Below are 1,373 nucleotides of genomic sequence, written 5' to 3'. Positions count from 1 at the left end.
CTCGACAGCCGCGAGTTCCTGCCCGGTGTCACCGATCTCGGTGACGGCCCCTCCGCGCAGCTGTGGCCGCATCGCCACGGCACCGACGCCATGTTCCTGGCGACGTTGCGCAAGAAGTAGCCGCGACAGTACGACGGCGCCGTCCCCCGCACGGGGGCGGCGCCGTTCCATTTGTCCAAGCGAGGAGCGAGCGCCGAGCGGAGAATCGGCGTATGGCGATGACATGGGATCAGGTGGTCGCGATGGCGACGGCACTACCGGGTGTGGCGGAAGGCACCTGGTGGCGCAGTCCCGGCCTGAATGTCGGCGGCAAGAGCTTCGCTCGACTGCGTAATGAGGCCGAAGGCGGCCTCGTGCTGCTGTGTGAGCCCACGGAGAAGGAAGCGCTGCTGGCTTCCGGCGACCCAGCTTTCTACACGACCCCACACTATGACGGGTACCCGTACATCCTCATCGACCTCGACGTGGTCGACCCACAGCAGCTCGCCGAGCTACTCGACAGTGCCTGGTGGCTGCGCGCACCCGCGAAGCTGCGGCGCGCGAGGCAGGGTGCATAGGAGAGGACGCCGTTGTCCTGTCCCCGAGTCAGTCCCGTTCGGACAATTCGCGCAGGCGCGCCAGGGTTTTCGCGAGAATCCGGGACACGTGCATCTGCGAGATCCCCAGCTGCGACGCGATCTGTGTCTGCGTCATCGACTCGAAGAATCGCATGGTCAGGATGCGGCGCTCCCGTTCGGGCAGGCCCGCCAGCAGTGGCCGCACCGCGATGTACTCCTCGACCCGGTCGAACTGCGACTCTTCCTCGCCGAGCGTGTCGAGCAGCGACGCGTCGCTGTCGCGCCCGATCGAGGCCGCGTCGATCGACGTCGGCTGATAGGCATTGCCCGCGATGACGGCCTGGGTGACCTCGTCGGGGTCGACATCGAGTTCGGCGGCGATCTCCTTGGCGGTGGGGGAGCGGCCCAGTCGCTGCGAGAGCTGATCCACGGCCGCGCCGATCCGCAGGTGGGTTTCCTTGACGCGCCGCGGGACTCGCATCGCCCAGGTGTTGTCCCGGAAATACCGCCGGACCTCGCCCATGATCGTCGGCACCGCGAAGGACAGGAAGTTCGAGCCACGGCTCAGGTCGAACCGGTCCACCGCGTGCACCAGACCGACGCGCGCCACCTGCGACAGATCGTCGAACGGCTCGCCGCGTCCGCTGAATTTGCGGGCGATGTGATCGGCCAGCGGAATGCAGCGGTTGATCAGCGCATCGCGCGCGACCGCGTGCGCGACACTGCCCGGCTCGGTCGCCGCGAGACGCTCGAACAGGGCGCTGACGTCGTCGTACCCCGACACCGGTTCCGGAGTTTCGGTCTCCTCCTCGATAC

At 67.6% G+C, this 1,373-nt stretch carries 2 protein-coding genes; one reads left to right on the top strand and one right to left on the bottom strand.

What is annotated here, in order from left to right:
- Positions 1–212 precede the first annotated feature (212 nt).
- Positions 213–557: an MmcQ/YjbR family DNA-binding protein gene (locus ACFWF3_RS35960; protein ID WP_379318629.1), complete on the top strand. Its 345-nt coding sequence runs from the start codon at positions 213–215 to the stop codon at positions 555–557.
- Between the two features lie 28 nt (positions 558–585).
- On the opposite strand, the gene ACFWF3_RS35955 is transcribed toward ACFWF3_RS35960, so the two are convergent.
- A complete protein-coding gene (locus ACFWF3_RS35955) occupies positions 586–1,371 on the bottom strand; it encodes an RNA polymerase sigma factor SigF (protein WP_379318627.1) in 786 nt (261 codons plus the stop codon).
- Between the last annotated feature and the right edge of the window lie 2 nt (positions 1,372–1,373).

The sequence above is a fragment of the Nocardia sp. NPDC060220 genome (assembly GCF_042727815.1).
Classification (GTDB): domain Bacteria; phylum Actinomycetota; class Actinomycetes; order Mycobacteriales; family Mycobacteriaceae; genus Nocardia.
Note: the sequence above shows the minus strand (reverse complement) of the source record. Positions and strands in the feature narration are given on the sequence as shown.

What these genes read in the sequence shown, in the direction of transcription:
- ACFWF3_RS35960 (WP_379318629.1), top strand. Translation starts at nt 213, where the DNA reads ATGGCGATGACATGGGATCAGGTGGTCGCGATGGCGACGGCACTACCG.